This window comes from Synechococcus sp. A10-1-5-1 (genome assembly GCF_023115425.1).
Classification (GTDB): Bacteria; Cyanobacteriota; Cyanobacteriia; order PCC-6307; family Cyanobiaceae; genus Vulcanococcus.
The window spans coordinates 2,024,264-2,046,864 of the sequence record NZ_CP096032.1; the positions used below are offsets into that span (position 1 = coordinate 2,024,264).

The 22,601-nt window shown below is 62.4% G+C and carries 22 protein-coding genes and 1 pseudogene; 12 read left to right on the top strand and 11 right to left on the bottom strand.

Translation table 11 applies throughout. The features are described 5' to 3' along the window. Nucleotides 1-19: 19 nt before the first annotated feature. The 8 genes from atpA (at nucleotide 20) to psbA (ending at nucleotide 6,808) form a co-directional block, all read left to right on the top strand. On the top strand, nucleotides 20-1,537 hold the full coding sequence (gene atpA, locus MY494_RS10835; RefSeq protein ID WP_247910255.1) for a F0F1 ATP synthase subunit alpha: 1,518 nt from the start codon (nucleotides 20-22) through the stop codon (nucleotides 1,535-1,537). Between the two features lie 32 nt (nucleotides 1,538-1,569). Continuing rightward, the gene (locus MY494_RS10840) at nucleotides 1,570-2,523 is read left to right on the top strand and encodes a F0F1 ATP synthase subunit gamma (RefSeq protein ID WP_247910256.1); all 954 of its coding nucleotides are present in this window, start codon (nucleotides 1,570-1,572) and stop codon (nucleotides 2,521-2,523) included. Between the two features lie 98 nt (nucleotides 2,524-2,621). Further along, nucleotides 2,622-3,335, top strand: coding sequence for a putative 2OG-Fe(II) oxygenase (locus MY494_RS10845; protein WP_247910257.1), 714 nt, complete (start codon nucleotides 2,622-2,624; stop codon nucleotides 3,333-3,335). Nucleotides 3,336-3,376: 41 nt separating this feature from the next. Beyond that, nucleotides 3,377-3,700, top strand: coding sequence for a 2Fe-2S iron-sulfur cluster-binding protein (locus MY494_RS10850; protein ID WP_247910258.1), 324 nt, complete (start codon nucleotides 3,377-3,379; stop codon nucleotides 3,698-3,700). Further along, nucleotides 3,697-3,900 (top strand): hypothetical protein, encoded by a 204-nt coding sequence (locus MY494_RS10855; RefSeq protein ID WP_247910259.1) that lies wholly within the window; start codon nucleotides 3,697-3,699, stop codon nucleotides 3,898-3,900. Before MY494_RS10850 ends, MY494_RS10855 begins: the two co-directional genes overlap by 4 nt. After that, nucleotides 3,897-4,943 carry a DUF3326 domain-containing protein gene (locus MY494_RS10860; protein WP_247910260.1) on the top strand — a complete coding sequence of 349 codons (1,047 nt, stop codon included), beginning with the start codon at nucleotides 3,897-3,899 and terminating at the stop codon, nucleotides 4,941-4,943. Before MY494_RS10855 ends, MY494_RS10860 begins: the two co-directional genes overlap by 4 nt. Next, nucleotides 4,943-5,362, top strand: coding sequence for a YchJ family protein (locus tag MY494_RS10865; RefSeq protein ID WP_247910261.1), 420 nt, complete (start codon nucleotides 4,943-4,945; stop codon nucleotides 5,360-5,362). The genes MY494_RS10860 and MY494_RS10865 overlap by 1 nt, the downstream gene beginning before the upstream one ends. A 366-nt stretch (nucleotides 5,363-5,728) precedes the next feature. Next, nucleotides 5,729-6,808 (top strand): photosystem II q(b) protein, encoded by a 1,080-nt coding sequence (psbA, locus tag MY494_RS10870; RefSeq protein WP_247909500.1) that lies wholly within the window; start codon nucleotides 5,729-5,731, stop codon nucleotides 6,806-6,808. A 656-nt stretch (nucleotides 6,809-7,464) separates the two neighbouring features. Here psbA and ald read toward each other — a convergent pair. Together ald and MY494_RS10880 are read right to left on the bottom strand one after the other, a co-directional pair. After that, nucleotides 7,465-8,598: an alanine dehydrogenase gene (gene ald, locus MY494_RS10875; protein ID WP_247910262.1), complete on the bottom strand. Its 1,134-nt coding sequence runs from the start codon at nucleotides 8,596-8,598 to the stop codon at nucleotides 7,465-7,467. A gap of 70 nt (nucleotides 8,599-8,668) precedes the next feature. After that, a pseudogene (locus tag MY494_RS10880) lies at nucleotides 8,669-8,945 on the bottom strand (DNA-3-methyladenine glycosylase); the annotation flags it as partial. Between the two features lie 177 nt (nucleotides 8,946-9,122). On the opposite strand from MY494_RS10880, the gene MY494_RS10885 reads away from it, so the two are divergent. Beyond that, nucleotides 9,123-10,046 carry a carbamoyl-phosphate synthase L chain gene (locus MY494_RS10885; RefSeq protein WP_247912033.1) on the top strand — a complete coding sequence of 308 codons (924 nt, stop codon included), beginning with the start codon at nucleotides 9,123-9,125 and terminating at the stop codon, nucleotides 10,044-10,046. 503 nt (nucleotides 10,047-10,549) lie between these two features. Then, a complete protein-coding gene (locus tag MY494_RS10890) occupies nucleotides 10,550-10,837 on the top strand; it encodes a PqqD family protein (protein ID WP_247910263.1) in 288 nt (95 codons plus the stop codon). A gap of 582 nt (nucleotides 10,838-11,419) precedes the next feature. On the opposite strand, the gene MY494_RS10895 is transcribed toward MY494_RS10890, so the two are convergent. The 5 genes from MY494_RS10895 to MY494_RS10915 form a co-directional block, all read right to left on the bottom strand. Continuing rightward, a complete protein-coding gene (locus MY494_RS10895) occupies nucleotides 11,420-12,298 on the bottom strand; it encodes a sulfotransferase domain-containing protein (RefSeq protein ID WP_247910264.1) in 879 nt (292 codons plus the stop codon). Then, entirely contained in the window at nucleotides 12,291-13,253 is a 963-nt protein-coding gene (locus MY494_RS10900; protein ID WP_247910265.1) for a hypothetical protein, read from the bottom strand. Before MY494_RS10900 ends, MY494_RS10895 begins: the two co-directional genes overlap by 8 nt. A gap of 240 nt (nucleotides 13,254-13,493) precedes the next feature. Further along, nucleotides 13,494-15,176, bottom strand: coding sequence for an NAD+ synthase (locus MY494_RS10905; protein WP_247910266.1), 1,683 nt, complete (start codon nucleotides 15,174-15,176; stop codon nucleotides 13,494-13,496). Beyond that, complete coding sequence (locus MY494_RS10910) at nucleotides 15,176-15,760, bottom strand: nicotinate-nucleotide adenylyltransferase (RefSeq protein ID WP_247910267.1); 585 nt, start codon at nucleotides 15,758-15,760, stop codon at nucleotides 15,176-15,178. Before MY494_RS10910 ends, MY494_RS10905 begins: the two co-directional genes overlap by 1 nt. Next, nucleotides 15,757-17,094, bottom strand: a complete 1,338-nt coding sequence (locus MY494_RS10915; RefSeq protein ID WP_247910268.1) for a GTP-binding protein — start codon at nucleotides 17,092-17,094, stop codon at nucleotides 15,757-15,759. The genes MY494_RS10910 and MY494_RS10915 overlap by 4 nt, the downstream gene beginning before the upstream one ends. A 47-nt stretch (nucleotides 17,095-17,141) precedes the next feature. Here MY494_RS10915 and MY494_RS10920 point away from each other — a divergent pair, with 47 nt between their 5' ends. Further along, nucleotides 17,142-18,464, top strand: coding sequence for an aminopeptidase P N-terminal domain-containing protein (locus MY494_RS10920; protein WP_247910269.1), 1,323 nt, complete (start codon nucleotides 17,142-17,144; stop codon nucleotides 18,462-18,464). On the opposite strand, the gene MY494_RS10925 is transcribed toward MY494_RS10920, so the two are convergent. Then, entirely contained in the window at nucleotides 18,461-19,174 is a 714-nt protein-coding gene (locus MY494_RS10925; RefSeq protein WP_247910270.1) for a TIGR01548 family HAD-type hydrolase, read from the bottom strand. The genes MY494_RS10920 and MY494_RS10925 overlap by 4 nt on opposite strands. Before the next feature lie 101 nt (nucleotides 19,175-19,275). Here MY494_RS10925 and MY494_RS10930 point away from each other — a divergent pair, with 101 nt between their 5' ends. Then, on the top strand, nucleotides 19,276-19,740 hold the full coding sequence (locus MY494_RS10930) for a 30S ribosomal protein PSRP-3 (protein WP_371820600.1): 465 nt from the start codon (nucleotides 19,276-19,278) through the stop codon (nucleotides 19,738-19,740). Between the two features lie 55 nt (nucleotides 19,741-19,795). Here the strand turns inward: MY494_RS10930 and MY494_RS10935 are convergent, their stop codons facing one another. Genes MY494_RS10935 through MY494_RS10945 form a run of 3 tightly spaced genes read right to left on the bottom strand, consistent with a single transcriptional unit; the run spans nucleotide 19,796 to nucleotide 22,598 of the window. Continuing rightward, complete coding sequence (locus tag MY494_RS10935) at nucleotides 19,796-20,716, bottom strand: hypothetical protein (protein WP_247910272.1); 921 nt, start codon at nucleotides 20,714-20,716, stop codon at nucleotides 19,796-19,798. Then, nucleotides 20,713-21,867: a PP2C family serine/threonine-protein phosphatase gene (locus tag MY494_RS10940; RefSeq protein ID WP_247910273.1), complete on the bottom strand. Its 1,155-nt coding sequence runs from the start codon at nucleotides 21,865-21,867 to the stop codon at nucleotides 20,713-20,715. The genes MY494_RS10935 and MY494_RS10940 overlap by 4 nt, the downstream gene beginning before the upstream one ends. Further along, nucleotides 21,867-22,598, bottom strand: coding sequence for a VWA domain-containing protein (locus MY494_RS10945; protein ID WP_247910274.1), 732 nt, complete (start codon nucleotides 22,596-22,598; stop codon nucleotides 21,867-21,869). The genes MY494_RS10940 and MY494_RS10945 overlap by 1 nt, the downstream gene beginning before the upstream one ends. Between the last annotated feature and the right edge of the window lie 3 nt (nucleotides 22,599-22,601).

A 22,601-nucleotide genomic window follows, 5' to 3' on the forward strand; every position in this document is an offset into this window, starting at 1 on the left:
CTCAACCCCAACGCCTCCCATGGTTTCCATCCGCCCCGACGAGATCAGCGCGATCCTCAAGCAACAGATCGCTGATTACGACAAGTCGGTTTCCGTCAGCAACGTCGGCACCGTGCTGCAGGTCGGCGACGGCATCGCCCGCGTCTATGGCCTTGAGCAGGTCATGGCCGGTGAGCTGATCCAGTTCGAAGACGGCACCGAAGGCATCGCTCTCAACCTCGAAGACGACAACGTCGGCGCGGTGTTGATGGGTGAGGGTCGCGGCATTCAAGAGGGCAGCACCGTCAAGGCCACCGGCAAGATCGCCTCGGTGCCAGTTGGCGACGCCCTGCTCGGCCGTGTGGTGAACCCCCTGGGCCAGGCCATCGATGGCAAGGGTGACATCCCGACCAGCGAGACGCGCCTGATCGAATCGATGGCGCCTGGCATTATTCAGCGCAAGTCGGTGCATGAGCCCATGCAGACCGGCATCACCGCCATCGACGCGATGATCCCCATCGGTCGTGGCCAGCGCGAGCTGATCATTGGTGACCGCCAGACCGGCAAGACCGCCATCGCGATCGACACGATCATCAACCAGAAGGGCGAAGACGTTGTTTGCGTCTACGTCGCTGTGGGTCAGAAGGCTGCTTCTGTGGCCAACGTCGTGGAAGTGCTCCGTGAGAAGGGCGCCCTGGACTACACCGTGATCGTGGCTGCGAACGCCTCCGAGTCCGCCGCTCTGCAGTACCTGGCTCCCTACACCGGCGCTGCCATTGCTGAGTCCTTTATGTACAAGGGCAAGGCCACCCTGGTCATCTATGACGACCTGACCAAGCAGGCCCAGGCTTACCGCCAGATGTCCCTGCTGCTCCGTCGTCCCCCCGGTCGTGAGGCCTACCCCGGCGACGTCTTCTACTGCCACAGCCGTCTGCTTGAGCGCGCCGCCAAGCTGAGCGACGCCATGGGCAAGGGCTCCATGACCGCCCTGCCGATCATCGAAACCCAGGCCGGTGACGTCTCGGCCTACATCCCGACCAACGTGATCTCGATCACGGACGGTCAGGTGTTCCTGAGCTCCGACCTGTTCAACTCCGGTCTCCGCCCCGCCATCAACGTGGGTATCTCCGTGAGCCGGGTGGGCGGTGCTGCCCAGACCAAGGCCATCAAGAAGATCGCCGGTACCCTCAAGCTCGAGCTGGCTCAGTTCGACGAACTGGCGGCCTTCTCCCAGTTCGCTTCTGACCTGGACGCGGCTACCCAGCAGCAGCTGGCCCGTGGTAAGCGTCTCCGCGAGATCCTGAAGCAGCCCCAGTTCAGCCCCCTGATCCTGGCCGAGCAGGTCGCTGTCGTTTACGCCGGCGTTAAGGGTCTGATCGACGAAGTTCCCGTCGAGTCCGTTGTTCAGTTCTGCCGCGAACTCCGCGAGTATCTGAAGAGCAACAAGCCCGAGTTCATCACCAAGATCCAGACCGAGAAGCAGCTCAGCGAAGACGCTGAGGCCATGCTCAAGGATGCCATCAACGAAGTGAAGTCTTCGATGCTGGCTGCGGCCTGATCCCTGACGGTTAATCCGGAGAGTCCAAATCCATGGCCAACCTGAAGGAGATCCGCGACAGGATCAGTTCCGTTAAAAACACCCGGAAGATCACCGAGGCCATGCGTCTCGTGGCAGCTGCCAAGGTCCGCCGGGCCCAGGAACAGGTTCTGCGCAGCCGTCCGTTCGCTGACCGACTTGCACGCGTTCTGGAGAACCTCCAGACCCGTATGCAGTTCGAGACTGCCGATGCGCCGCTGCTCGAGAACCGTGACGTCCGCACCATCACCCTGCTTGCCGTCACCGGCGACCGGGGCCTGTGCGGTGGCTACAACGCCAACATCATCAAGCGCACGGAACAGCGTCACGCTGAGCTGAAGTCTCAGGGCTATGACGTGGATCTGGTGTTGATCGGCCGTAAGGTCGCCACCTACTTCCAGAACCGCGCCAGCCAGTACACCATTCGCGCCACCTTCATGGGGCTCGAACAGGTGCCCAACGCGTCTGAAGCCGGCAAGATCGCCGACGAGGTGCTCGCTGAGTTCCTCTCTGGCACCACCGATCGCGTCGAGATCATCTTCACCAAGTTCATCAACTTGGTGAGCTCCAAGCCTGTTTCCCAGACGTTGTTGCCCCTGGACCCCCAGGGCATCGCCAGCGCGGATGACGAGATTTTCCGTCTCACCACCCGTGATGGTCAGCTGGGTGTTGAAACCGGCAAGGTCAACAATGACCAGCCCTCGCTCCCCTCTGATCTGGTGTTCGAACAGAGCCCCGATCAGCTGCTGAACGCCCTGCTGCCTCTGTATCTGCAGAACCAGCTGCTTCGTTCCCTGCAGGAAGCGGCCGCCTCCGAGCTCGCCAGCCGGATGACCGCTATGAACAACGCCAGCGACAACGCCAAGGCCCTCGCGAAGTCCCTGACCCTGGACTACAACAAGGCGCGTCAGGCCGCCATTACCCAGGAGATCCTGGAAGTGGTTGGTGGCGCCGCCGCCATGTCCTGAGCTTTTTTGCTCTGTTGTCTCCCAAGCCCTCCCTTCGGGGAGGGCTTTTTTTGTGGCTGGAGTGCGGCATCGCAGGATGACTACAGCGCCTGCCTGTCATGACGCTTTCCTTGCAACCGCTGTTCCCGTTGGCCCTAGCCACAGCGCAGCTGCCCTTGGATCCCATGGATTCCGTCCTGTTGTTGCAGGACGCCTTGGCCTTGCGCGGGGAGGAGAGCGGTAACCCCAATCCAGGCTGTGCCTGGACCGGTGACATCAACGGTGTCTGGCAGGTGCACCAGCTCCCGGCCTTTGCGGCCATCACTGAGCTGGTGCGGCGGCATGCCTGGGAGTACCTGGCGCAGCTTGGTTTTCAGTGCGACCAGGTGGCCCTGCATATTCAGCGGGCCTGGCCGGTGGTCAGTGAACCCGGGCAGGTGGTTGGCCGGCACCACCACCCCAATGCCCACCTGAGCGCCATCGTCTATCTCAACGGTGATGGATCGGGACGGAGCGGTTGCTTGCGTCTTTACCCCGCCGGTCAGTGCAATGAGCTGGTGCCGGGCTTGGCGGTGGGCCATGGCGGCCCCCTCGACGGTGCGATCACCTGGAACGCACCCCATTTCGATTTGGCACCCAGGGCTGGATTGCTGGTGCTCTTCCCTGCCCAGGTCGACCACGCCGTGACGGCCAATGAGGACGACGATGACCTCAGGGTGTCCTTGGCCTTTGATCTGGCCCTCAGCGCTCCCCTCTGCGATCAGCCAGGGGCGGCCCCCCCTGAATACCTGGCCCCCCATCCGCAGCAGTGGAGTCCGCTGAGCGAGCCGTGATCCTGGACAATGGGGACCTTCTGGACTGAGCAGCTCCATCCATGGGCGAGACCTACACCGTTGTCTGTGAACTCAACGGCGCTAGCCATAGCTTCAGCTGCGCCGCCGATCAGACCGTTCTCGCTGCTGCTGAAGCTGCCGGCGTGCCTGTCCCCAGCTCCTGCTGCTCCGGTGTCTGCACGACCTGTGCGGCCGTCGTCAAAGAGGGTTCTGTGCATCAGCCCGACGCCATGGGCGTCAAGGCAGATCTGCAGGAACAGGGCTTCGCGCTGCTCTGTGTGGCCTTCCCCCGCAGCGACCTCAAGGTGGTCGCCGGCCAGGAGGATGCCCTCTACGAAGCGCAGTTCGGTCAGTACCAAAAGTGAGTCCAGGGCTCTCTGGTTTTCGCTCCCTGGCGCTCACGCTCGTCTGTGAACCTGGTCCGCTGTTGCCGCAGATCGAGGCCGCGTTGCGGACCCACGGCGTGCCTCTGCGCTGGGCGATTACCGAGGCGGCCTGCCGGCCCGATGGCGGGCGCCAGCTGACCCTCGAAGCGATGGTTTACCAGCCGGCCCTTCTCGTATGACCCGTCCTGGGGAGCCCTTGCCCACCTTGATGGTGGTGCCCACGGGCATTGGCTGTGAAGTGGGTGGCTACGCCGGTGATGCGGTGCCCGCGGCCCGGCTGTTGGCGGCCGCCAGTGGCTGTCTGATCACCCATCCCAACGTGATGAATGGGGCCTCGCTCTACTGGAGCGACCCGCGCATTCACTACGTCGAGGGATCCAGCCTGGATCGCTTTGCCTCGGGTGAACTGGCGCTTGAACCGATTCGCAGCCAGCGTATCGGCCTGCTGCTGGATGCCGGGATTGAGGAGGAGCTGCGCCTCCGCCACCTGCAGGTCGCCGACGGTTGCCGCGCCAGTCTGGGTCTGAGCATCGGACCTGTCGAAATCACCTCCGCCCCGATCGGGGTGAGCCTGAGCCAAGGGGAGAGCGGGGCGAGCTGGGGACAACTGGAGCGCCCCGATGTCTTGCTGGAGGCCGGGGAACGCCTGCGGGATGCTTGCGCCACGGCCATCGCCGTGATTGCTCGCTTCCCTGATGACCCTGATAGCGACGCCCTGACGGCCTACCGCCAAGGGGGCGGCGTCGATGCCTTGGCTGGCGCTGAGGCGGTGATCAGCCACTGGCTCAGCCGTCAACTGAACCTGCCCTGCGCCCATGCCCCAGCCCTGAGCCCCCTGGAGATTGACCCCCAGTTGGACCCTCGGGCAGCGGGAGAAGAGCTCGGCTACACCTTCCTGCCCTGCGTCCTGGTGGGCCTGAGTCGGGCTCCGGCGCTCTGGCCTGCGGCCCAGGCCCCCGCGGGATCGATTCGCCCCGATCAGATTGGCGCCGTGGTAGCCCCGGCCGGTGCCCTGGGGGGTGCGGCGGTCTTGGCCTGCGCCGAGCAGGGTGTTCCGGTGATCGCGGTGGAGAACCCTTGTGTCCTCTCGGTGACGGCCGAGGCCCTGGGGATCGAGGTGCTCCGGGCCTCCAGCTATAGCGAGGCGGCTGGTTTGCTGCTGGCCCTGCGGGAGGGGATCAACCCCCAGGCCCTGCAGCGTCCGCTGGGGCGGCTCGGCTGATGGCCGGCTTTGGCCAGCCGGCTGAGCCCTGTCCCTGCGGCGGGGAGCGCTACGCCAACTGTTGTGAGCCGTTCCATCTAGGCAAGGCACGTCCGGTGAGCGCGGAACAGTTGATGCGCTCGCGCTACAGCGCCTATAGCCGGGGCCTGATCGACTACCTGATTGAGACCCATCCCTCGGAGCTGCCCCAGGCCCAGCGGCGTCAGGCGCTGAAGGCAAGCAACCGCGGGGTGCGTTGGACTCGGCTCCGCATTACTGCCACCGAGGCTGGAGAGGCGGGCGACCTCACTGGCACGGTGACCTTTGAGGCCCACTACCGCCAGGTCGGGCACACCAATGTGCTGAGGGAGTGCTCCCGTTTCGGCCGCCAGGGCGAGGTGCTCGAGGGCCGTTGGCTCTACCTGGACGCTGAGGCTTGATTGACACAACGGTCAAACCACTCTGTATCGCAGACCCTGATCGGCAGAGGCAAAAGAAAAGCCCCCGTCGTTGAACGGGGGCCGTCTGCTCTTCGGTGCCCCTCCCGGGGGCTGCAGATACTCTCCGGCCCTACTTGACGATCGCCATAGCCCCATTTGGGGGCAATTCAGTCCAAGTCGACCTCAAGACTCCAGTGGCACTGAGGCTGATCAGCTCTGGTTATTGATGTGATCGCTAGAGGCGATCACCAAAAGGGTTCCCTTCTGATGGGCACCACTCATAACTTCAGGTGCAACAGCCCGCATGGGCCGTTCTGCATCCCCGCTCCAACGGCAAGTCCGTTGAGGCCTTTCTTTCCCGTACTCATGACGACCACCATCCAGCAGCGCCAAGGCGCTTCTGCGTGGAACCAGTTCTGCGAGTGGGTCACCAGCACCGACAACCGCCTCTATGTGGGTTGGTTCGGCGTTCTGATGATTCCCTGCCTGCTGGCCGCCACCATCTGCTTCATCGTTGCCTTCGTGGCAGCACCCCCCGTCGACATCGACGGCATCCGTGAGCCTGTTGCCGGCTCCCTGATCTACGGCAACAACATCATCTCTGGCGCTGTCATCCCCAGCAGCAACGCCATTGGTCTGCACTTCTATCCCATCTGGGAAGCTGCCAGCCTCGACGAGTGGCTGTACAACGGCGGTCCTTTCCAGCTGGTTGTTTTCCACTTCCTCATCGGCATCTACGCCTACATGGGTCGTGAGTGGGAACTCTCCTACCGCCTCGGCATGCGCCCCTGGATCTGCGTTGCTTACAGCGCACCCGTGGCTGCTGCTTCCGCTGTGTTCCTGGTGTATCCCTTCGGTCAGGGCTCCTTCTCGGACGCCATGCCCCTCGGCATCTCCGGCACCTTCAACTACATGTTGGTGTTCCAGGCTGAGCACAACATCCTGATGCACCCCTTCCACATGCTTGGTGTGGCTGGTGTCTTCGGTGGTTCCCTGTTCTCCGCCATGCACGGCTCCCTGGTGACCTCCTCCCTGGTGCGTGAAACCACCGAGAGCGAGTCCCAGAACTACGGCTACAAGTTCGGCCAAGAGGAAGAGACCTACAACATCGTGGCTGCCCACGGTTACTTCGGTCGCCTGATCTTCCAATACGCCTCCTTCAACAACAGCCGCAGCCTGCACTTCTTCCTGGCTGCCTGGCCTGTGGTTGGCATCTGGTTCACCGCCCTGGGCGTGAGCACCATGGCGTTCAACCTGAACGGCTTCAACTTCAACCAGTCGATCCTGGATTCCCAGGGTCGTGTGCTGAACACCTGGGCTGACGTGCTGAACCGCGCCAACCTCGGTATGGAAGTGATGCACGAGCGCAACGCTCACAACTTCCCCCTCGACCTGGCTGCTGCTGAGTCCACTCCTGTGGCTCTGCAAGCTCCCGCCATCGGCTGAGGCTGAACCCAACCAACGATTCAGCTTCTACTCGAACCTCGAGGACGGTTGAATCAGAAGCCCCTACCGCAAGGTGGGGGCTTTTTGTTGGCTGGTGAGTCGGGACGCCCCCGACCCAATCTCCTCGCCACCAAGCAGTGGGTCGCCGATCCGTTGCTGCAGCCCATAAAAAATCCCCCCGGGCAGGTATCCGGGGGGATGGACTGACGTTTCGCAGCCATCGTCGTCCGATTCCGTTCAGCTCAGAACCCCCATATGGGGGTAATCGTTGGATTTCAGTGGAAGCCGGTCCGCCATCACTGAAAGAGAGGCGCATTCGACCAGCGCCATCTGAGCGGGGGCAACTGAGGTCAGGCCTGCTCCTGGGTTTCAGGCTGGGCCTTCTCGCTTTGATGAGACTGACGAATAAAGCGCTTCCGCTGGGCGCTGTCCTCAGGACTTTGGTCCAAGGGAACAAGGTGCCAGCCACCGTTGAACCGCGTCTCTCTCTCTGGTGCTGTCATACGAAAAACCCCCCGATCCAAAAGAAGTGCGGGGGGTCGTCTTTCAGGCACCCCCCTTTCGGGGTTGGTGTCACTTTCGCCTTGCTCAAGGCCATCCAGATAGCCCCAAATAGGGACAACTCTCCTCTTCGGGAAAGGGAGGGATGCTGAGTCTTAGTTCAGGCAGGCCATCGGATGACGATTGCCCACCCCCAGAGCTTTGGCCACACCGGGATGGCAGACGGAGCCGCCGACGGTGTTCAGGCCTGAGACCAGTTCGGGCCGGTCGGTGACGGCTTCGATCAGGCCCCGCCCAGCGATCGCCAGGATGTAGGGAAGGGTGACGCTGACCAGGGCTTCGGTGGAGGTGTAGGGCACGGCGCCGGGCATGTTGCCGACGGCGTAGTGCTGTACGCCATGGATGGTGACCACCGGATCGGTGTGGGTCGTCTCCCGGCTGGTGGCGATGCAGCCCCCCTGGTCGATGGCGACATCAACGATGACGGAACCAGGCTGCATGCGTTGGACGAGCTCTTCGCTCACCAAGGTGGGTGCACGATCACCCGGTCGCAGCACCGCACCGATCACCAGGTCGGCGCTGGGGATGAGCCGCTCCAGGCGACCGACGCTGCTGACCAGGCTCACCATCCGCCCTTGGCGCGCCGGCTCCAGTTGCCGTAGCCGCTCGGGGGAGAGATCCAGCAGCAGGACCTCCGCATCCATGGCTGCTGCGACTCGGGCCGCATTCCAGCCGACACTTCCTGCGCCAAGGACCACTACTCGGGCGGGACGAACACCGGTGCAGCCGCCCATTAAGACCCCACGGCCGCCATGGGGTTTCTCCAGCAGGTGGGCGCCGACCTGGGCCGCGAGCCGACCGGCTATTTCACTCATCGGCGCCAGCAGGGGCAGGCTGCCGTCGGAGAGCTGAACGGTCTCGTAGGCGATGGCCGTGGTGCCGGCCTCGATCAGGGCTTGCCCGACAGCGGGGTAGGCGGCGAGGTGCAGGTAGGTGAGGAGCACCTGATCGGCGCGGAGGAAGGGAAATTCCTCTTCCTGGGGTTCCTTGACCTTGACCACGAGGTGGGCGCCCCAGGCGTCCTCGCGGCTGACCAGTTCCGCACCGGCGGCGATATAGGCCGCGTCCTCAATGCCGGCCCCAGCTCCGGCGTCGTGCTCGACCCGGACCGAGAGGCCATGGCTCACCAGCTCGCGAACGGCATCGGGGGTGAGGGCAACCCGCTGCTCATCGGGTTTGACTTCCCGTGGCACCCCGATGCTGGAGATGGGTGCGATGGAGCCGGCCATGGAGCGGTCGCAGGCTTGCGGTGACCTCAGCTTGGCGAGAAGCGCAGCACTTGGCCATGCCTCTCAACGTCCACCCTTTTGACGCAGTGGTGAATGCCATAGCTCACATAGACGTAAAAACGTCCTGGCTCACCAAAGAGCGTTTCGTTGCTGGGGGAGCGGCGGCGGTAGCCGTGGCAGGCGGGGTCGTCCTGGGAATACGCCTCCGTTTCCACCACCACACCCCAGAGCAGGGTGTCGCCTGTTTGGCGTTTCACCAACTTGCAGCCAATCAGTTCAGGAGCAACGACCTCCGCTGGACGGCAGAAGAAGGCGTGGGGCAGGGTTTGGGAGAGCGTGGTGGCTATGGAAGTGGCTGCTTCTCTTCTTTCATTTTTCTGCCACCCAGCGAAGTGCTCTAAGCCCAGTGGCAATGGGGGATTTCCTGGCGAAACTCCCGCCAGAAGTTGAGCGCGAGCGCAATGCAATAGTCCATACGCCTGAGCCTCTCCCTCACTGGTGCAGCTGCTTTGGCACTGGCCTCAATGCCTCAGGTGAGCGCAAAGCCTGCTCAGGTGGCGCAAGGGAGCGCGGAAGACCTTGGAGTGATGAGCATCCGCCTCAAGGATGTGGTGAAACCGCAGGTTGGAGTTCAAGGTCAAACCCAAGCGGCTGGCACCCCGAATGAGGCAGGCATTGGCGGCTTTATGCCGCTGGTGGTGGGAGAGAACAGCGTGTTCTTTGCTGATGTGCTGGCGAATGCGAACTTCGCGGACTGGGGCAACAGCAGCAGCATCGTTAATGCCAAGGTGGCTGGTACCACCATCAGCACGTCATCCAGGCTTGGGTATCGCTGGCTGAATGGTGATCGCAGTTGGATGTTTGGCGTCAACGGTGGGTATGACACCCGACCGATGGCAACGGGTGATGCCGATACGGGTGTTGCGGTCTCTGGTCAGCGGACAGTCTTTTTCCAGCAGGCAGCGTTTGGCTTGGAGGCAGTGAATGATGACTGGAGCTTCAATGCCTATGGATTGATCCCAACTGGAACAACGGAATACAGGTTGAATAGTGCTTACAACGGAGGAGCACTAGATACGTATGGGTTTGATGCGGGCTACAGCATCACGCCAGAGTGGAAGCTGAGCGTTGGCTATTACTACCAGAATGGCGACCTCAATACAGCTGATGGCTCAGGCGTGCTGGGGCGACTGGCTTACAGCATCAATGAGGGAGTAACGGTTGGCACCAATCTGTCTTATGACAGCGCGTTTAAGTCACGCTTCTCTGCTGATATTAAGTGGCGTTTTAATACAGCAGGAATTTCACAAAGTGAGAAGCAGAAGAAGGCGTGGGAGAAGCCTACGATCAAGGCATTAACTGAGACCGCGAAGAATAGGGATGTGCGGGTGAACGACTGTGAGAGCGGTGAATGGTTGGCTCCAAATTTTTTCGCTTGTTGGGATTAGAGTAAATTTTTCTAGCTCAATACTCTTTGGTGAGCGCTGTAACGTGCCGCTGAAAGGATAGAGCCTAACCACCCAAAGCCCTTGCTAGCGCAGGGACTTTTTATTTCTTTAATCACTTGCTAATCACGCCTAAATGCCATCCAATACCTGGTACCTATATCGTGCCAGCATTTCTTCCATTGATGATTTCTATATTAACTAATTCCACTTTAAATATTTAGGCAAAGTAAGCTCAGCCTCTGCATTCAAGATCTCTAATGATATGCTTATCTCCTCAATTTATTCACCGTAGCAATAGCCGTAAATCACCATCACGGATGCCATTGGCTCGTCTAAATCTCACCGCCACCTGATGCCAGTCTTCTGGAATTTGATTGAGCCGCAAATCAAATGCAAACGGTAGTTGCTGCTGCCCTGGCGATACATGCTTTCAATTTCATGTGTTTATGACTATTGTTGCAGTCGTCCGTTTAGCATGATTTTGCAATAGGGGGTCGCGCCTGTTGGAGTGTGTTTCTGATTTTGTCAAGCGCTTTAAGCGAAGTCCACTTGTTGTTTGCAGTGAGCTTGATGGTCAAACTGCTCTATTTCAAAGCAGTACTTGTGACTACTTAGTGCTTAATGAAACCGGCTCTGCGATCTGGGATGCATTGCATTCGCCTATGACGCTCGAGCAGATTTGTGAAAAACTCTTGGCGGAATATGAAGTCACTCCTGAGCAGTGCCGGATGAGCGTAGAGGAGTGGCTTTCTATCGCGATCGCAAAAGAAATTATTGCTAGCGTTTGGTGATCTAGCGGCAATTATTATTACTAGAGGCGCAGATAAGGCCTAGAAGTTGAATGTCGTTCTTAGCTCTATTGCCCATATTTCGCTCTTGGCTTTATTCTGGCCAATTATCTTGAATCCATGCCGCGCAAAATAGCGCCTCATGGACGCTTGCCGCAAGCCTGGGTTGATATTCTCTGTTAATAAATGTGTTGCTCGATGGTCTCTGTTTGGGTTGTCGCTTTTAAACTCTCTGAGGAATGTTGTATAGAGCTGATTGCTAAGTCTTGGGGTGCGATGGCTGGGAAGGACGTACATTCTTTGAAAGTAGGCGTGGCTTCCTAGATGCAGTTCTGGGTCTAGTGTTCGAAGGGCGACAAAAACGACCCCGGTAATCCGGCCAAGTGAATCTCGGGATGTGGTAGCTGCTTGTATCCTTAATGGTCGAATAATGGATCTTTGATTGATCGTTGAGATGGCCGTTGATTCTTTGAATCTCCTGAGCTCAGATCGGTAGGATTCCCGATTGGTATCCCAGAACTCCCGAAGTTCTGACTTGAGCTCATCATTAATAGCTCCGAAGATGTAGTCAATGGTGAACGTCACTTATTGATTCGTTGGTCCCGTGTAACCAAAGCGCTTCATGGTCGCCGACAGATTTTCTTCCAATCTTTGGCGCTGCTCAAGAGACAGTTTTTCTGCTCCTTCGCCGCTTCGTCCTGATCGAAAGAATCGGTTGCATCCTTTTGGTTTCTCGGCAAAGCCGCCGACCTTTGCTTCGAGTGTCTGGAGTTTCTCTATGGATGTATTGATGATTGTTTGTTCGATCAGGTTTGAGTCGCTGGGTAAACCAAGAAACTGCGCTAAGTGTGAAAACGTTTCCTGTCCATTGCCGAGCATATCCTCGTATCGGATTGTGAGGACTGGGAGGATGGATTGCTCAGCCCAGGACCGTACATGTTGATCCCATCGCCCCATGTGTTGACGGACCTGACGTCCACCATGGCGCATGCTCGGCACAAGTGCTGCTTCGGAATCGATGAGAAATTCAATGCAACGTTGGATGGGCCACGAGAAGAAGTTGCTGAGTGAAATGGCGACATCTTCGGGGTGCCGTAACAGGTAAACGACTCCATTGCAGCCTTGGGTGCTCACCACCGGTCTTCCACGCGAATCTGGGGAGTGAAATGCATCGTGAGTCTTGTGGAAGCGTTCACCTTCTGCGAAAACCCATTGACTTGTGCCGGCGTTGCCTCGGAGGGGATCAAGTTCTCCAAAACTTAAATCACAGGTATTGATTCCGAGTTGGTCATCAAGCCATAGCCGTGATGAGGCAATGCTGCCTGTGGAAATGTCTTGATTGAGGTGAAGTTCTTCGCGTTCACTCTCTCCCGATAAGCGCCTTAATTCAGTAATGAAGACTCGACACCATGTGTTCCCGGATTTGGGATAGGAGGCGAGATACCAGTAGCCATCTTTAGTCATTGAAAGACTCCTGCTCGCTTGGTTCTGGCTTTGAGGGGGAAGCTGGGTTGAGTAAATCCATTTGCTTCAGACCCTCTGACATGGCCTGTATGTCATCCGGTAGGTGTAACCGATGGACAGGAGTCGAGCGAACACAGCCTGTCGCCTGCATAAAGAGTCGTGCTTCGGTGTTCATGCCCCGATAAAACCTGGCATGGAAAGCCTGGTTGCGCAACGCAAGTAGACCGCTTTGCTGATTTAGTGCTTCGCTGACTTTGATCTTGCCTGAGAGTGTGTCGTTGTTGTCTGCATCTCCGTTCGTTGAGCGATTTAAGATGTAAATCGCGGAGAGTGGTGTTGGGGCTGTCGCCAACGATTGTGATGCTGGGGTAATGCGGTAGCGTTTCAAGCCTCGCCGGACGAGAGGTAGGTTTACTGCTTCGATCCCGAGTTTTTGAGTTGCATCATGCCAAAGCTTGATGTGCTGTGGTCCTAAGGGGATTGTTCGGTCTGCCTTAATCACTGTCACTTCGCTGCTGATCAGCCTCCAGCCTTGCTGCAAAAGGCACCATGCAAGGGTCGATTTCCCGGTTGTTGGGTGGCCAAGTAATGCAATCGCGCGTCCATCGCGCTCTAAGGCTGTCCCATGCACAACCAGCTCGCCGCGCTGAATCGCTAATGCCCCAAGCCCACTTGTTACAAGAAAGGTGCGAATGTCTCGATCGCTGACGCTGTCGTTCCAGCGCTCCCATTCCAAAATCTGCCCGTTCGTTGCCCTGAACCAGCCAATCCCCTCTAGCTCGAGTCGCCATTCTTGGGGCACCATCGTGATGCAAGGAGTGCTGTGTTGGTTGGGATCCAACAACAAGGGCCACGCAGTGTGATTAGTGTTTCTAAGTTCTATGTTCTCAATCTCCGGAGTTTCTTCGTTGATCTCGGTGAGGTCTGGCAGGGCTATATCGCTCTTAAGTGTCATCCCATATGCTGAATATCTGTGGGTTTGATTCATTTTGTGTGACGTTTCTGCGTTTCCGCGCTTGCGGAATTGTCAAGGCCGAAATGAATGACTTGTATTCGTGAACAGTAGGGGTCTGGGCCAGATCTCACGGGGCTGATTGCTGGCTTCACATGCTTTTTAACCCTTGACGTCCGTCGTCTTCAGCTCCTGACCAGGGCAATGTCCTCTGCTTCCGGTCTCAACACCACAGTTAGATGCTCACCCCTTTGACGCGATTGGCATTCGCCAACCGCTCCCGAAGGCCCGTTGGCTGAGTTTCAAAACCGGTGGTGCCTGCCTCCGCTTGAATTCTGCGCGGCGCAGTAAACCCATGACCCGCATAGCGAGAGCAGGATCCGCGCCCTGTTGGCTGAGCTCTTCAGGGCTTTGGTGCTCCTCCAGCAGAGCCTTGAGTAGTGGATCCAGCACGGCGTAATCCGGTAGCGAATCGCTGTCCTTTTGATCGGGGCGCAACTCGGCGCTGGGCGGTTTCTCGCGAATCGCCGCTCCAATCAGTTCCCCTTGTGCCGGCAGTCCCAGCTCCTGGCGCACCGCCTGGGCGGCCTCGGAATCGATCCAGTTGCAGAGATGAAACACGGTTGATTTGTAGAGGTCGCCGATCACGGCGAGCCCCCCATTCATGTCGCCGTAGAGGGTGCAGTAGCCCACGGCCAGCTCGCTCTTGTTGCCCGTGGTCAGCAGCAGTTGCCCCTGTTGATTCGCCACCGCCATCAGCAGCGTGCCCCGGATGCGCGATTGCAGGTTTTCCGCTGTCACGCCCGCTGGCGTTCCCCCCAAGGGATCGCTCAAGGCGGCATCAAACCCCCCCATCAATCCCTCGATCGGCACCGTCTGGGTGTTGATGCCCAGCCGCTTGGCGAGGTCCAGGGAGTCGTTGATCGATCCCTCGGAACTCCAGGGGGAGGGCATCAGTAGAGCCTGCACTTGTTCTCCGCCGAGGGCCGCCGCCGCCAGGACAGCCACCAGGGCGGAATCGATGCCGCCGCTCAGGCCCAAGAGGGCTTTGCCAAAGCCGCATTTGCGCGCGTAATCCCGCACCCCCAGCACCAGGGCCCGCAGCAGCAGTTCTTCGTTAGGGGGGATCTCCGTCTCGCCAGCGGCGGCGCCGACTGTCCAGGAGGCCAGATCCGCTGCGCCGAAGGCCAGCTGGCAGCCCACCACTCCGTTTGCGGTGGTGACGAAGCTTCCGCCATCGAAGATCAGCTCGTCATTGCCTCCCACCTGGTTGACGTAGATCACAGGAGCGCTCAAGCGCTGGGCGGCGCTCTTGGCCAGCTCCCGGCGCAGCTGGGGTTTGCCTTGGCCGAAGGGGGAGGCCGAGAGGTTGATCAGCAGGTCCGGGCGCAGGGCCGCCAAGTCCCCGACGGGATCACCCCCCAGGAGCCGTTGGTTGTGCAGCTGTTCTTCGACCCAGAGGTCCTCGCAGATGGTCAGGCCCAGGCGCCAGCGGCGGCCGCCCCGTTCCAGCTCCAGCAGGCAGGCTTCCTCGGCAGGGCGGAAGTAGCGCCGTTCATCGAAGACGTCGTAGCTGGGCAGCAGCCGTTTGCGGGCCACGATCCGCCAGGAGCCCCCTTCCACCAGGGCCACGCTGTTGAACAGATCGGGCTGCTGGCCATCGCGGACCGTTTCACTGACCCCCAGGAGCAGTGCCTGCTTAGCCGGGAGATCGCGGGCGAGGTCATCGAGCACGTCGTCCTGCCGTTGCCGCAGGGATGGCCGCAGCAGCAGGTCCCGCGGGGGATAGCCCCAAAGCGCCAGCTCCGGCGCGACCACCAGATCGGCTCCGCCCTCAGCGGCGCCGCGGCAGGCCTCCAGCAGTTGGGCGCCATTGCCGCTCAGGTCCCCCACCAAGGGATTGATCTGGGCCAGGGCGATGCGCATTAGCGAGCGATCTTTGAGGTCAGGCCATAGAGATTGTGCTTGAGCAGTACGGGCCAGAGCGCCTCGGGGATCGAGCTGCTCTCCAGGCCGTCTCGAATGGCGGAGCTGGCCGTGGCCGGCACAGGCAGCTCGAGCAGCTCGACCTGGGCCCCCAGCTCCCCTAGCCGCTCGAGGGCGTTGGCCGCCATGGGCTGCCCCTGCCGCGGCACCACCGTCAGGCGGCAGCGCTGCAGCAGGTCCTTGGCCCGATACCAGCTGGGGATTTGTCCGGCCAGATCCCCGCCCACGACAAACACGGGCTCCAGATCCGGCCAGCGCTTGGTTGCGCGCTCCAGGGTTTCAATCGCCTTGGGGCTGCTCAGCTCCTGGGCCAGTTCGATCTGGGGGGTGCCCAGGCTGTCGATCAGGGTGCCCAGCAACTGGGCCCGGAGCTCCAGGGGAGCCCCGTGCTGCTTGAAGGGGTTGTCGCTGGCCCAGGCCGCCACTTGGCCGTAGCGCTGGGCGAGGCCGAGCAGCAGCGCCCGATGCCCCTCGGTCGGTGGGTCGGCACTGGTGCCAAAGAGGGCCAGTTCGCGCCTGCTCACGGCAGCAGGTTGCCGGAGGCGATCGCGCCCCCACCCAGGCGCTGCCACTGCTGCAGCCAGTCGCGCACCTGGGGGTCCTGACCGGCCAGGCGCCGCAACAGCGAAGCGGGCCGGAAGCGGCCCCGTTGGGCGCTGCGCAACAGCTCCGCCGCTGCCAAGCGTCCGGTGAGACGGGTGCTGTAGACGGCCAGGGCGGCTTGGGCCATGGCCACCGGAGCGGCAGGGGCCAGGCTCAGTCCACCGCTCAGGGGGGCCGCCAGGAGTAGTACCTGCCGCAGTCCCCCCAGTAGCAGTTGGATGCCCAATTGCGTCCCCCCCAGCAGGGCATTCTGGGCGGAGAGCCGCGTCAACAGGGCCCGGGCCCCGCTGCTGCTCATCTCCAGGTCATAGAGCTTGCAGAGCTGCAGCACCAAGGCAGTGTCGATGGCAAAGCCGCCGGCGAGATCCAGCAGTAGCAGGGGGTTGGCGGCCACTCCCGTGGCTTTCATCGCCGCATAGCGACCAATCAGTCCCTGGGCTGCGGCCTTGCCGCGTTTCAGGCGCCAGGCGTGCAGGCTCTGGCTAAAGCGGTCCGCTGCCCTGAGCCCATTGAGGCCCAGCAGCAGGGAGCCCTGGTCCTGGAGTAGCTCCAGCAGGGCCGTGCGCAAGGGGCCGATCCGAGCCGGTTCTGGTTCGCTGCGCACCCGGCCCCCCTCCAGCAGGACCGCCCGCCGCGGGGCGGCGGCCACCGGCAGGATCTCGAGGTGCTGCGCCTGGCGGGGGAGGCGGGAGCGGATGCTCTCGATCAGTGCCGCCCGCTCGCCGCTGGGCCAATTGTCGATTCGATTCAGCACCAGCAGCAGCGGTTTACCGGCGCTGAGCAGCTGCTCGATCGCTTCGGACTCCGGCGTCGTCAGATCGCTGTCGAGCACCAGCAGCACCAGATCGGCCCCAAGGGCGACCCGGGCCGCCAGGCGGTGCCGGGCCCGGGCGGCGATCTCATCAATGCCTGGGGTGTCCACCAGCTCGACCTGGCTCAGATCGGGAACCTTGATCCCCCAGGCTTCTCGCTGTTGGCGGCGCGTGCAGCCATGGGCCACATCCGTTGCAAAAACGCTTTTCTCCAACAGGGCGTTGAGCAGGCTGGACTTGCCAACGCCCACCCGGCCGAAGACCGCTACCCGCAGCCGGCGCTCCTTCAGGGCCAACAACTGTTGATCCAGGGTCCGCAGTTCCGGCCCCAGGAGCGAGCGCTCTCGGTCGCTCAGGCGCAGGTCTCCCCGCCACTGCGAGAGCAAGAGGGCGCAGCGTTCAGCGGTGGAGGGCTGAGGCAAGGGCAGGGGCCTGGTCGCCATGCATTGAAGCGGTTATGCCATCGTCGCGCTCAGCACCGCTCGCTTCCATGTCGCTCGCTCCGGACGTCTTTGCCCAGCGCCGTGCTCGTTTCTTTGAGGCCCTTGGTGGCGCCGCCGCGGTGATTCCCGCTGCTGTGCTGGTGACCCACCACGCCGACTGTGAATGGCCCTTTCGCCAGAACAGTGACTTCTGGTACCTGACGGGCTTCGATGAGCCCGATGCGGTCGCGCTGTTTTTGCCCCATCGGCCCGAGGGGGAACGGTTCGTCCTGTTCGTGCAGCCCAAGGAACCCAGCGCTGAGGTCTGGATGGGGTTCCGTTGGGGCTGCGAAGGGGCCGTGGAGCGCTTCGGTGCCGACCTGGCCCACCCCCGCGAGGAGCTGGCTGAACGGCTCGCGGATTACCTGCGCGGAGCCGAAGGCATTGCCTTCCGGGTGGGCAAACACCCCGAGGTGGAGCCCCACGTTCTTCAGGCCTGGGCTGGCCAGCTGGACCGGGCACCTCGCAGCGGAGCTGCGGCCCTGGGCCTGGTCGCTCCTTGCCCGCTCCTACATGCCCTTCGGCTGCGCAAGAGCCCCGAGGAGGTCGCGCGCATGCGCGAAGCGGCCCGTATTTCCGCCGAGGCCCATGAACTGGCTCGCCAGGTGGCTCGCCCGGGGCTCAACGAGCGGCAGGTGCAGGGGGTGATCGAGCAGCACTTCTTCGAGCAAGGTGCCCGGGGCCCGGCCTATGGCTCGATCGTCGCGGGCGGGGATAACGCCTGCGTTCTGCACTACACGGCGAACAACGCCGTTCTGCGCGATGGCGATCTGCTCTTGATCGACGCCGGTTGCTCCTTAAACGACTACTACAACGGAGACATCACCCGCACCTTCCCGATCAACGGTCGCTTCAGCCCTGAGCAGCGCGCCCTCTACGACCTGGTGTTGGCCGCCCAAGAGTCCGCCGTGGCCGCCGTGGCTCCGGGGCAGACCGCTGAAGCGGTTCACGACACCGCCGTTCGCGTCCTGGTTGAGGGGTTGGTCGACCTGGGCCTGCTCCGCGGCGAGGTGGACGGGATCATCGAGCAGGGGGCCTACCGCCACCTCTACATGCATCGCACCGGCCATTGGCTGGGCCTCGATGTCCATGACGTCGGTGCCTATCGCTTGGGAGAGCACCATGTGGCCCTGGAGCCCGGCATGGTCCTGACCGTGGAGCCCGGTCTCTACGTCAGCGACCGCCTGCCTGTCCCCGAGGGGCAGCCGGAGATCGAGGCCCGCTGGAAGGGAATCGGCATCCGGATTGAAGACGACGTGGCGGTGACCGAGCACGGTCACGAGAACCTGACGGCCGCAGCCCTCAAAGCTCCGGCCGCCCTGGAGCGCTAGGCGATCGCCTGCTCTAAGGCCGCCAGTACATCAGAGGTTCTGGCGATGACCGCATCAGCGCCAGCCGCGCGCAGCTGCTCCTCATAGGCACCACGGCGGTGGCTGTCCTGTAGGTGCGGCGGGGCTACTCCCAGGCTGATGAAGTGCTGCCCCGACCTTGCTTGGCGAGCCCGCACCACGGTGGTGACGTCGGCCACGGTGTCCCCCAAGTAGGCCACGGGTACCGATGCCGGCGCCAGTGCGCTGGCGAGTCGCAGGAAGCCGCTGGGATCGGGTTTGTCAGGGGCATCCCCCATGGCGATCAGGGGCGGCTGCTGTAGGCCCAGGCGGGTCTCTAGTACGAAGCGGGCCGAGGGCGGCTCGGCCCCACTGACAAAACCCCAGCACACATTTGCCGCCGAGAGCTCGGCAAAAAACGCGGCCTCCACCAGCAGGGGTTCGTTGCGGATGAAACCTGTCCAGGCCGCAGGGTCGCCGCCTGGATCCCCGCCGAAATAGAAGTCGTTGAACACCTCCACCAGCGCTTCAAACGCTGGGAGCTCCTGTTCGCCTTGGCGGCGCAGCAACTCCAAGGACGCCTCCCAGTCGTTGTTCCAGCAGCCTTCGGCCTTGAGGGCATCGATGCTCTCGGCGTGGGGGCGTGTGCCGCTGTAGTGGTGCACCGTCTCCACGATGGCCTTGCGGTAGCTGCCCCCCACATCGCGGATCACACCATCGATGTCGAACAGGAGAACAGCGCGCGGACTCAGGGGTCTAGAGAACAGCGGCTGGTAGGTTAGTTGTTTGTCATTAAGCCTTGAGCGCGGACACCATGAGCACCGAGAGCGCTGAAAGCGCCGTGGCGACTGCCGCGACGGAGGGTTCCTCGACGGAGACCACCGAGGGCCGTCCGGTGCTGAGCGGTGCCAGCGCTGCCCTGGCTTCCGCCACCATCGACGAGAACGGCGTTCCCTCCGGCCGTACCCCGAAGGCCGATGAGGGCCGCTTCCTTCTGAAGATCCTCTGGTTGCCGGACAACGTGGCCCTGGCCGTTGACCAGATTGTCGGTGGCGGTCCCAGCCCCCTGACCTCCTACTTCTTCTGGCCCCGTGAGGATGCGTGGGAAACCCTGAAGTCCGAACTGGAAGGCAAGAGCTGGATTACCGATAACGAGCGCGTCGAGGTCCTGAACAAGGCCACCGAAGTGATCAACTACTGGCAAGAGGAAGGCAAGGGCAAGAGCCTCGAAGAGGCCAAGCTCAAGTTCCCCGACGTCACCTTCTGCGGTACCGCCTGATTCGCGGCTACCCCTTTCGTTTCAGCCCCCGCTCTGCGGGGGTTTTTTTGTGCCTTCAACGGCGCGGACTGACCACCTGATCAAAGCTGCTGGCCGTGATGAGCCCCGGTTGGGTGGCGGTGTCCACGGTGAAGGATCGTGATTCCGCCTGGCTGGTGCCATCGGGATAGACGAAGGTCACGACCCCCTGGAGGGTGATCTTGGATCCATCGCGGCTCACTTCTTGGAGGCTGTCCACGGCCACCCGTTGGAATTGGCTGAAGAAGGCGGGGTCGAATTGATCGGCGGCCTGGGGGCTGAACAGTTGCTTGGCCGCAGCGCTGTTTCCCAGGGAGATGTCGTCATAGAGCTGACGCACGGTCTCGATGGCCTGGTTCAGCTGGAGTTGGGCCGGATCCGGCTTGGGTTCAGTGGTGGCCGGCTCCGGTTCCGTTGTGGTGGGCTCGGGCGCGCTCACCAGCGCCGGCGCTGGTGCGGTGGATGGCGTCAGGGATCGGTTGAGCAGCACCAGCCAAGTCAGGGCGCCGACGACGCCCACCACCAGCACCCCAGCGATGAAGCTCAGCACCGCCACCAGACCGCTGTTGGAGCGCGGAACGGCCGTGATCGGCTGATCAACGACGTCGTCTTGGACCTCAATGCTGGGGATCGCCTGTCCATCGGGGGCCAGGCCCAGCAGGCCCCGCAGGACCTCGGCCATCCGCAGGCAGAGGGCCGGGGCGAAGAGGGCGTCGAGTTCCTGCTGCAGCCGCAGGTTGAGCTGGGTTTCGCCGGGAAGGGGCGGCCGCTCGGCCGCTGCCTCCTGGAAGGCGGCGGTTTGCACCAGGTGCTTCAGGGCCGGCAGCAGCAGCAGTTCGCTGTCCCCGCAAAAGTCGCTGAGCAGGGCCTGGTAGCGGCGCGCATCACTGCTGATCCCCCGCTCAAAGTCCGCCAGGATTTGGCGCCGCAGCTTCACGCCGAGCTGGTAGTCGTTCATGGTCGCGCCGGGGCGCGGGATGGCTCTTGAGTCTCGCCTGCCGCCTTCCATTGCGCCCGCAGGGCTTGCTCCAGGGCTGGGCAGACCTCCAGGGCGGATTGGGTCGCTGGGGCACTACGGGCAATGAGTGCGCCCAGGGGATCCCGCTGGGGGTGATCCAACAGCTCCCGTGCCTTGGCCGGTGAGCTCAGCAGCGCCTGGAATTGCTGGCGCCGTTGCTTGAGGCTGGCCTCAATGCGCTCGGGATGCCCGCAGAGCTGCTGGATCTCGAGGGTGAGGGGATCACTGGGCTTCAGCCACCACCACCAGAGGCCGGCGCCCAGCACGGCCGCGGCAACGCCCAGGGTGGCCAGGGATGCGCTCCGCTGGATGTTGGCTGGGACGCTCCGCTGGGCGATGGCGACCGAGACGTCATCCCCGCTGCCTTGGGCCGTGATCTCCTTCAGTCCCTGGGCCAGGGCCTCCCCTTCGATCTCCAGCATCTGGAGGCAGAGCTGCAGGAAATCCGCATCGGTGGCGCAGGACTTGCGGATCCCATCGGTGCAGAGCACCAAAGCCGTTTCGCTGGGGTGGGGGTGGAGTTGAGCCCGCGCAGTCCAGGCGCTGAGGGCGTGGCTCTGGCAGAGGCTGAGGGTGGCTTCGCCGGAGGCTTGGGCCAGCTGCTCTTGGTTCACCAGGCTGGCCTCCCCACCGGCTTGAATGGCCACCAGATCCCAGTCGCCGATCCCGGTGCAGCCCCACCACTGGGGCGTCAGCAGGACCATCCCCAAGGTGCAGCCGTAGAGGGAGCTGGAGAACGACGCCTCCGCTGCCTCGGCCTGACTACTCCAGTGCTCCTCGATCGCGCGAAGCCAGCGCTGCTCGATGGCGGCCGGCAGCTCCCGCTCCAACTGCTGGCGCCAACCCTGCTCGTCCTTCAGAGAGAGTGCTGAGGACACCGCCGCCACTGCCTGCTCTGCTGCCAGACAGGCCAGTCGGCTGCCCACGTCACTGAGGCGATAGCGGCTGCCGCCATGGCCATCGGAGACCAGCAGCAGTTGGAGGTCAGGGCTGATTTCGCAGACCTGGGAGGCGTCTTGGCAGGGCTTGCTCTGACGCCGGTGGGCGGCGCCGATGACGCTGCAATGGCGGGCGGCAGACCAGGCGCGCATCACCACACCAGGGGCCCGACATCATCGAGGGGATCCAGCAAGGTCGGGGGCAGATCCGGCAGGGGGATGTTGCCTCCCTCGTTTGGCGCGTCATCCAGCCGGCTGGCGGGCATGGAGGCGGCTCCGACAACAGCGGTCGAGGCCCACTGGATGTACTGCGCCAGGGTGGTGGCATTGCTGGCCTGCAGCGGGCGCCGCGGGGATTTCCCGCCACCGCTGGGCTCTGGCCCGATGAAGTGCTGGAGCACCTCCAGGTCGGCGTCATGGCCCATGGCGATCGCCAGGCGCACGGCCTTCTGCGCCCAGGGTTCGCGCATCAGCTTGGCCAGGCCCGCATCGAAGTCGTCCGTGGGTTGGCCATCGGAGATCAGAACCAGGACCGGCGGCAGGGCCCGCTCCTCCATGGGCGGGGACTGCAGGACGCTGGCCACCAACTCCAGGGCTTCCCCCATGGCCGTGATGCCCCCGGCCTCCAGGTCATGCCACTGCAGCTCCTGCACCGGGGTGGGTTCGGCTAGGTGCCAGGCGGCGCCGTCGGCAAAGCGCAGGGCCCGCACCAGCACCCGCGCCTCCGGGTTTTGATCGGCCACCTCCGCCATGCCAGGGAGGGACTGGCGGATCGCCTGGTTCAGGGCCTGCATCTTGCCCTGGGCGGCCATGGAGCCAGAGCAATCGCAGAGGTAGATGAAGTGCAGCGGGCGGTTGCTGAGGCGAACGTTGGGGAAGGGCATGGC

Excerpts from the sequence above, each read along its gene's own strand:
- MY494_RS10885 (WP_247912033.1), top strand. The coding sequence starts at position 9,123 with ATGCCTCAGGTGAGCGCAAAGCCTGCTCAGGTGGCGCAAGGGAGCGCG.
- MY494_RS10940 (WP_247910273.1), bottom strand. The coding sequence starts at position 21,867 with ATGCGCGCCTGGTCTGCCGCCCGCCATTGCAGCGTCATCGGCGCCGCC.
- MY494_RS10845 (WP_247910257.1), top strand. The coding sequence starts at position 2,622 with ATGACGCTTTCCTTGCAACCGCTGTTCCCGTTGGCCCTAGCCACAGCG.
- MY494_RS10935 (WP_247910272.1), bottom strand. The coding sequence starts at position 20,716 with ATGAACGACTACCAGCTCGGCGTGAAGCTGCGGCGCCAAATCCTGGCG.
- MY494_RS10895 (WP_247910264.1), bottom strand. The coding sequence starts at position 12,298 with ATGACTAAAGATGGCTACTGGTATCTCGCCTCCTATCCCAAATCCGGG.
- MY494_RS10865 (WP_247910261.1), top strand. The coding sequence starts at position 4,943 with ATGGCCGGCTTTGGCCAGCCGGCTGAGCCCTGTCCCTGCGGCGGGGAG.
- MY494_RS10905 (WP_247910266.1), bottom strand. The coding sequence starts at position 15,176 with ATGCGCATCGCCCTGGCCCAGATCAATCCCTTGGTGGGGGACCTGAGC.
- MY494_RS10900 (WP_247910265.1), bottom strand. The coding sequence starts at position 13,253 with ATGACACTTAAGAGCGATATAGCCCTGCCAGACCTCACCGAGATCAAC.
- MY494_RS10945 (WP_247910274.1), bottom strand. The coding sequence starts at position 22,598 with ATGCCCTTCCCCAACGTTCGCCTCAGCAACCGCCCGCTGCACTTCATC.
- MY494_RS10860 (WP_247910260.1), top strand. The coding sequence starts at position 3,897 with ATGACCCGTCCTGGGGAGCCCTTGCCCACCTTGATGGTGGTGCCCACG.
- MY494_RS10930 (WP_371820600.1), top strand. The coding sequence starts at position 19,276 with ATGAGCACCGAGAGCGCTGAAAGCGCCGTGGCGACTGCCGCGACGGAG.
- MY494_RS10915 (WP_247910268.1), bottom strand. The coding sequence starts at position 17,094 with ATGGCGACCAGGCCCCTGCCCTTGCCTCAGCCCTCCACCGCTGAACGC.
- psbA (WP_247909500.1), top strand. The coding sequence starts at position 5,729 with ATGACGACCACCATCCAGCAGCGCCAAGGCGCTTCTGCGTGGAACCAG.
- MY494_RS10920 (WP_247910269.1), top strand. The coding sequence starts at position 17,142 with ATGTCGCTCGCTCCGGACGTCTTTGCCCAGCGCCGTGCTCGTTTCTTT.
- ald (WP_247910262.1), bottom strand. The coding sequence starts at position 8,598 with ATGGCCGGCTCCATCGCACCCATCTCCAGCATCGGGGTGCCACGGGAA.
- atpA (WP_247910255.1), top strand. The coding sequence starts at position 20 with ATGGTTTCCATCCGCCCCGACGAGATCAGCGCGATCCTCAAGCAACAG.
- MY494_RS10850 (WP_247910258.1), top strand. The coding sequence starts at position 3,377 with ATGGGCGAGACCTACACCGTTGTCTGTGAACTCAACGGCGCTAGCCAT.
- MY494_RS10840 (WP_247910256.1), top strand. The coding sequence starts at position 1,570 with ATGGCCAACCTGAAGGAGATCCGCGACAGGATCAGTTCCGTTAAAAAC.